Raw genomic sequence first — 6,152 nt, forward strand, 5'->3', positions numbered from 1 at the left:
AAAGGCCCCCTCGCCAACGCGAGGGGGCCTTTTTCATGCCGCCAGTGCAGGAAAGCAAGGGGGATCAGTGACCCGCCAGCTTCATCTGCTCGACCAGTACCGAGCCGGTCTTGAGGCTGGAGCGTTCGTCCTCGTCCGTCCCGACCGCCACCAGGGTGCGGAACATGTCCGCGAGGTTGCCGGCGATGGTGATCTCCTCCACCGGGTAGGCGATCTCGCCGTTCTCCACCCAGAAGCCGGCGGCGCCACGGGAGTAGTCGCCGTTGACGATATTGACCCCCTGCCCCATCAGCTCGGTCACCAGCAGGCCGGTACCCATCTCTTTGAGCATGCCCTGGAAGTCTTGGCCGGTATTGGAGACCTGCCAGTTATGGATGCCACCGGCATGGCCGGTGCTGGTCAGCCCCAGCTTGCGCGCCGAGTAGGAGGTGAGCAGCCAGCTCATCAGGCGACCGTCACGGATGATGTCCATGTCGCGGGTACGCACCCCCTCACCGTCGAACGGGCTGCTGGCCAGCCCTCCCCGCAGGTGGGGGAACTCCTGGATGCGGAGCCAGTCCGGCAGGATCTGCTCGCCCAGCTTGTCCAGCAGGAAGCTCGACTTGCGATAAAGGTTGCCGCCGCTGATGGCCATCACCAGATGGCCCCACAGGCCGGCGGCGGTGTCCGGGTGAAACAGCACCGGGGCGTGGCGGGTGGAGATCTTGCGGGCACCGAGACGGGAGACGGTGCGCTCCACCGCCTCGTCGGCGATCCGCTGCGGGCTCCAGAGTCCGGCCAGATCCCGGCTGGAGGAGTAGCCATAGTCCCGCTGCATGTCGCCATCCTGCTCACCAATCAGCACGCAGCTCAGCGAGTTGCGTGACGCCGCATAGCCTTTGACGAAGCCGTGGCTGTTGCCGTAGACCTTGACCCCCAGATGACTGGAGAAGCTGCCGCCGTCGGAATGCTTGATGCGGGCATCGCGACCCAGCGCCAGCCGTTCGCACTCGATGGCCAGCTCGATGCCGCGCTGGGGATCCAGCTCGATGGGATGGCACAGCAGCAGATCGGGGGCATCCCAGGCCAGCAACTCGGCATCCGCCAGACCGGCACAGTCATCCGGTGAGGTGTGGCGGGCGATCTCCATGGCCGCCTCGACGGCGGCACGGATGGCAGACTTGCTCAGGTCAGTGGTCGAAGAGGACCCCTTGCAGCCATCGCGGTAGACGGCGATGCCGAGCGCCCCATCCTTGTTGAATTCGATGCTTTCCAGCTCACAACCCCGGGTGTTCACCGACAGCCCGGTCTGCTTGCTGATGGAAACTTCGGCCAGCGAGGCGCCCAGTCCCTTGGCTATCTCCAGTGCCTCGGCGACGACGGCCTCGAGATGGGCTTGATCCTGGCGGATTTGGTCTTGCTGGTCCATAACTCACATCTGTATGAAGGAAGGAAAGGGGCTAAGCATATCAGACCCCTGCGCCCAGCGGGAGAAGCTGGTAACATATCCCCTAACGTGAATGACAGGAATCAGAGACCGATGAGTCAGTATCAAGACGACAACGAATTGGACGATTGGGGTCCCAGCAAGAGCCAGCTCAAGCGCGACGCCGAAGCACTGCAAAAGCTGGGAGCAGAGATCGTCTCCCTGAGCCACAGCGAGCTGGAAAAGATCCCGTTGGATGAAGAGCTGGCCGATGCCATCGAACTGGGCCGCAAACTCAAGCCCAAGAAGGACGAATCCTACCGCCGCCACCTGCAGTTCATCGGCCGCCTGATGCGCAGCCGGGATATTGAGCCGATCGAACAGGCTCTCTCCATCTTCAAGAACCGCCACTCGACCGTCAATGCCCGTCTGCATCGTCTGGAGCAGTGGCGCGAGCGGCTGATCAACGAAGGGGACAGCGCCCTCAACGAGCTGATGGCTCAGTTCCACGAGCTGGATCGCCAGAAGCTGCGCCAGTTGATCCGCAGTGCCAACAAGGAGCGGGAGCTGAACAAGCCGCCGGTGGCCTTCCGCGAGATGTACCAGTATCTGCGTGGTGAGATCGAAGACCAGTTGTAAGTCATGGCGCACGTCCGGGGCAGAATGCCGCCGGCCGAAAACGAAACGGGGCCAATCTGGCCCCGTTTTTTTATACGATGTGTTCGCGCATCAGTTGCCCGCCATGCACTGGGTATGAGTCCCCGGCTGCAGATAGGGCATCAGCAAGGGGGCCATCCCCTTGAGCACCTGTACCGGCAGCGCCGAGGTGAAGCGGAACTTGTCGGATTGGCTGCCCGGCACATAGGCGGTCAGGGTGCCGAAGTGATCGGCGCCGATGTAGAAGACGAAGGTCGCGGTCCGGTTGCGGGCCAGCGAGCTGGTCACGTTGCCATAACGACCGACCGTCTCCAGCCGGTTGTCCCCGGTCCCCGTCTTGCCCCCCATCGGCAAGATGGTGCCATCCGGCAGGGCGAAGGCCCCGGCGATGCGCCGCGCCGTGCCCCCCTCCACCACCTTGGACAGGGCATTGCGCAAGGCATCCGTCACCTCGACCGGCAGTACCCGAGTGCCCTGGACGTTGGCCGGTTCGAACACGGTGGCAAAGGGCGTGTCCTTGGCAAACGAGAGATACTCGATGCGCTGGGTCGGGGCACGTATACCCCCGTTCTGGATGATCCCCATCAACTCGGCCAGTGCCGCCGGTCTGTCCCCCGAGCTGCCGAGTGCCGTCGCCAACGACGGCACCAGGTGATCGAACGGATAACCCAGCCGCGCCCAGCGCTGATGGATGTCGAGGAAGGCTTCGACCTCCAGCATGGTACGGATGCGGCTATCCCGGGCGCTGCGATGACGGGTCTTGAACAGCCAGCTGTACACTTCCTGACGCTCATCACGGCTGGCCGCGACCGCATCGGCGAAGGTCGCCTTGTCGAACTCCTTGAGGTAGGAGAGCAACCACAGCTCCAGCGGGTGCACCCGCGCAATATAGCCCTGATCCGGTAACGAATACTTACCAGGTCCATAGCTGGTGTAGAGCTGCTCGATCCGCTTGTCACTCAGTTTGTCCCGCGGTAAGCGCTTCGCCAGGAAGGCGGCGAAGTCCAGCTGCGACGCCTCCGGCATCAGGTAGCGATGCACCGCAGCGAGCCGAACCGCACTGGGCTTGAGACCATCTAGGAAGGTATCGAGCCGCTCATCCGGGGTCTTGCCCTGATACTTGCGCCAGAAGCGCAGCAGATAGGTCTGACCCTCCTTGTCGGCAAACTTGGCGAGGTACTCGGTACGGCGCGGATCCTTGTCATCCTTGAGCAACTGGGCCCGGTTCCCCTCCTTATAGAGGCTGTAGCGCACTATGTCCCGCATCAGCCGCACGAAGGGCAGGTTGATGGACTCGCGCAGCGCGTCGCGGATCGGCGGGATACGGCCATTGTCTTCCTTGCGGAAGTTGTTGAAGGTGTGCATGCCGCCACCAGTGAAGAAGCCCTCATAGGGGCTGGCGGAGTATTTGCGATCCAGCGCCGCCTCCAGCATCACCGGCAGGCTCTTGTCCTTGGCGACCACCAGGTAAGAGATGGCCCAGCGGCTGATATTGTCCTGGTTGGACACCTCTATCTTTCGCAGGCTGTCGGCCGGCATGCCCGCATAGCTGTCGTGCAGCTCGGTGACGATCTCCAGATAGGTGGTCAGCACCCGCAGCTTGGCGGTGGAGCCCAGCTCCAGCTTGCTGCCTTCGTTGATGTCGAACGGCTGATCCGTGTTGTCGGTCTGCACCCGCACCTTCACCCCTTCCGGGGTTTTCTCGAACAGGGTGAAGCTGTACTTCACGTCTCCCGTCTTTTCCGGCGAGAGCAGGCGCTCACCAAACAGGCCGACCTGAGCGGCAACGGCTGGGTCAGCCAGCTGCTGCAGGTAACGGGAAATGTCATTTTGCAGCGGCATGTTGAGCGTGGTGTCCGCCGTCAGATCCATACGATCCAGATCATACAGCTGGACCCCGAGCTGGCGGCTGAGGCGAGTCCGCGCCACCTGCAAGCCTTTGTTGTTATTGACCCGGGTGATCGCCGGTGACTGCAGGAAGTCGCGGAAGCCGAGCTTGGCCTTGAGCGCAGACTCCATCAGCGGAGGCGCAATCATCCCCTCCTGGACGAACAGACGCAGATAGCTGTCGGTCAGGGTCGACAGCGCCTCCCGCCCCTGAGCCAGATAGTAAGAGGGGCGGCGGTGAGCGATCATCAGGGAGACGACCTGACGCAGGGCCAGGCCCTGCTCCGCCAGCGTGGCGTCCTGGTTGCGGGCGGGATCCAGCAGACGATTCACCTCATCCACATTGGCTCCGAACCAGACCCAGAGACCGTCACCCAGGCCATGCACCTCGCCATAGCCGGGGGCCGCAGAGAGTGGCACCGAGTTGAGGTAGGCCCAGGCGACCAGCTTGCGTGCCTCCAGGGTCTCAGGCCCCAGTCGATAGGCCCGTACGCTGGCAGAAGCCATCTGGCGGATCTTCTCAGTCGGCGACAGGGTCAGGCCATCGGGGGAGTGGCGATACTTCTCGACCTGAGTGGCCAGCGTACTGCCACCGGCGGATTGATCCTGCATGTCCAGCGCCTTGCCCACCTGGGACAGCGCCGCCTTGGCGAAACGCGGCCAGTCTACCGCCGGGTTGGCCAGCGGCTGTTCGTTGCTCAGCAGGTCCCGGTTCTCGATGAACAGCAGCGACTGTATTACCAGGGGAGGAATGGAGTTGAAATCCGGGTAGTAGTGAGTCGGATACTTGTACTGATAGAAAGGCTCGGCGCGGCAGTCGTGCAGGGTTAGCCCGGCTTGTACCTTCTCGGTGTATGGCACGAAGAAGCCATGGCTGGCGTAGTTGTACAGTGCATCGGAAAAATGCACCTGCTCACTCACCTGATAGCCGCGCTGGATCAGCCGCTCCTGGATCATCGGCAGCATTACATAGCCGAGCCGCTTGTCGAAGGGACCGTCATCAGGGAAGCGGATCTGCTTGCTAAGGCCGGGCTCGAGCTGATAGGTCAGCTTGGACGCATAGTTGGAAATTTCCTGCGACTGCAGACGAGAGGTCTTCATCTCATAGCCAAGCAGGGCGATCGCAGCAGCCAGGCAAAGCAAAAAAATAAAGCAGAACAACCACCGCCACCAGGGACGACGCTTGTGCTTGTGTTGCCCGTCCGCATGCGGTACGGATGAATCCTGAGGTGCCACTTTGTTCAAATCCGTCTGTTTTGATGCGCCCATATCAGCCCCACCATGGTTGCGCAATTTATTGTGTTTCACTCAAGCTTAGTCGTTTCAAGTCAAGGGCTTGAAAACTATTGACCGCTTTGGTGCGATGTTAACAGGGCGATTATGAAAATGGGAGCCGATTGTTGCAGGGCGGAGAGAGATCCGAGCTGATGAACAGAAGTGGAACACCGGCCAGAGGCCGGTGTTTCAAAATCGCGAGGCGGCAATCTTATTTGCTGGAACTCATGCCTTTCAGCTTGGTGCTCAGTTCCTTGCGTTCCTTGGAGAGCTCGGCGTTCTTGATGATGTGATCATCAACCCGCTCCTCGTAATCGGCGCGCATGTTGGCGATGATGGCCTGGACTTCATCGATGCTCATACCCGGCTTGATGTAGTCGCTCAGGTTGTCGAGCAGCAGCACCCGCTTCTGGTTGTCACGGATCTTCTTCTCGTTGTCGACGATCTCGCGCTTGAGCTTGTTCTGGCGACGGGACATGCGCACATATTCCAATACGTCGCTGAAGGTAGACTTGTTTACTTGTTCCATATCGATACCACTGATTGAAGGTTAATGAAAACAGGTCGGATTACCCCGTACCAGAGAGGAGCTGAAGACATGGTACAGGCAAACCCAGAGTGCCCTTTACTCTACCGAGTTATGATGCAGATACAACCCAAATCGCAAGCTGGCGTGGGTTCTGACAGCCGGGAAGGGGCAGCAATATGGCTAGGAATGAGAATGCGATGGGTAACGCTGGAGGCGACAGGAATTTCAGGCAATAAAAAAGCCCGCTCGATTGAGCGGACTTCTTCAAATTGGGAGCCTGGCAGTGTCCTACTCTCGCATGGCGAATGCCACACTACCATCGGCGCTACCGCGTTTCACTTCTGAGTTCGGCATGGGATCAGGTGGTTCCACGGCGCTATGGCCGCCAGGCAAAAACTT

4 protein-coding genes and 1 rRNA gene are annotated in these 6,152 nt (G+C 60.8%); 1 reads left to right on the plus strand and 4 read right to left on the minus strand.

Annotated features, from left to right (window positions below):
• Positions 1-64 precede the first annotated feature (64 nt).
• Positions 65-1,408, minus strand: a complete 1,344-nt coding sequence (gene pmbA, locus AACW18_RS15850) for a metalloprotease PmbA (RefSeq protein WP_218389183.1) — start codon at positions 1,406-1,408, stop codon at positions 65-67.
• Positions 1,409-1,519: 111 nt separating this feature from the next.
• Here pmbA and yjgA point away from each other — a divergent pair, with 111 nt between their 5' ends.
• Positions 1,520-2,044: a ribosome biogenesis factor YjgA gene (yjgA, locus tag AACW18_RS15855; RefSeq protein ID WP_218291491.1), complete on the plus strand. Its 525-nt coding sequence runs from the start codon at positions 1,520-1,522 to the stop codon at positions 2,042-2,044.
• A 90-nt stretch (positions 2,045-2,134) separates the two neighbouring features.
• Here yjgA and AACW18_RS15860 read toward each other — a convergent pair whose 3' ends face one another.
• From AACW18_RS15860 to rrf, 3 genes are all read right to left on the minus strand, one after another.
• The gene (locus AACW18_RS15860; RefSeq protein WP_218389184.1) at positions 2,135-5,218 is read right to left on the minus strand and encodes a transglycosylase domain-containing protein; all 3,084 of its coding nucleotides are present in this window, start codon (positions 5,216-5,218) and stop codon (positions 2,135-2,137) included.
• Between the two features lie 217 nt (positions 5,219-5,435).
• The gene (tmaR, locus tag AACW18_RS15865) at positions 5,436-5,753 is read right to left on the minus strand and encodes a PTS system regulator TmaR (RefSeq protein WP_033132275.1); all 318 of its coding nucleotides are present in this window, start codon (positions 5,751-5,753) and stop codon (positions 5,436-5,438) included.
• Positions 5,754-6,028: 275 nt separating this feature from the next.
• Positions 6,029-6,143: ribosomal RNA gene (gene rrf, locus AACW18_RS15870) — 5S ribosomal RNA — on the minus strand.
• Between the last annotated feature and the right edge of the window lie 9 nt (positions 6,144-6,152).

This window comes from Aeromonas sp. sia0103 (assembly GCF_963895295.1).
GTDB classification, from domain to species: Bacteria; Pseudomonadota; Gammaproteobacteria; order Enterobacterales; family Aeromonadaceae; genus Aeromonas; species Aeromonas encheleia.